Below are 917 nucleotides of genomic sequence, written 5' to 3'. Positions count from 1 at the left end.
GAGGGCAGAAAGAAACTTTATGCCTTGCTGAGAGCCAGTGACAGGGTGGCGATTGAAGTATGCTCGCTGGGAATGGTGATGGCAAAGGAAATAAAGGAACAGGTCGGTTGTGACGTAGTGCTTTTGAATCCGAGTCAAGTCGCGTTGATTTACCGCTCAGTAAAAAAGAATGACAAGGAAGATGCCCTGAAACTCGCACGCCTCGTGCAGAAATACACTGACGACGAGCTTCCGACCGTCGAGCTTCCGACGGAGCATGAGGAAAGCATCAGACAGATTCTGACAGAACTGAGACAGTTGAAGAACGACAGGACGAAGGAAATCAACAGGCTTCATGCCGTATTCCTGGAGTGCGGAATAACTGAAATAAAACGCAAGGATCTGGCCACAAATGAAAACCGGGACAGGAGCATAAAGATTCTGAAAGGATTCGCGCTGAAGCAGGCGGAAAGAAGCCTCAGACGAATCGGGCAGATTGAGGAACAGATTGATGAAGTCGAGACGGAGCTTGATAAAGAAATAGAGGGGGACAAAAACGTTGAAGCCCTGACGGGCATTCCCGGAGTCGGGAAACAGCTGGCAGCTTCCTATATTGCATTCATCGGGGACGGCTCGCGCTACCGCAACGTTTCAACGGTTGGAGCTGCGGTCGGACTGGTCCCGAAACTTGACATGTCCAGCACAAAACTCCGGCTCGGACATATCACAAAGTGCGGAAATTCCAATTTGAGGTCCCTGCTGATTCTGGCCGCATGGTCGCATGTCAGGTCAAAAAAAGGCGGGGCAATAAAAGATAAGTTCCTATATATGACAGGAACTCAAAGCAAGTCGAAGAAAATCGCAATCGTTGCGACGGCAAGGAAACTTGCAGAATTGATGTACACGTTGTTAAAAACTGGTACATCTTATGAAAAGAG

General features: G+C 48.7%; 1 protein-coding gene. It reads left to right on the top strand.

Annotated features, from left to right (window positions below; genetic code table 11):
* Positions 1 to 45: 45 nt before the first annotated feature.
* A partial coding sequence (locus tag JI65_RS16950) for an IS110 family RNA-guided transposase (protein WP_242457290.1) occupies positions 46 to 917 on the top strand: 872 nt, incomplete at its 3' end.

The organism is Treponema zioleckii (assembly GCF_014737315.1).
GTDB lineage: Bacteria > Spirochaetota > Spirochaetia > Treponematales > Treponemataceae > Treponema_D > Treponema_D zioleckii.
This window is presented reverse-complemented; position numbering and strand designations above follow the sequence as displayed.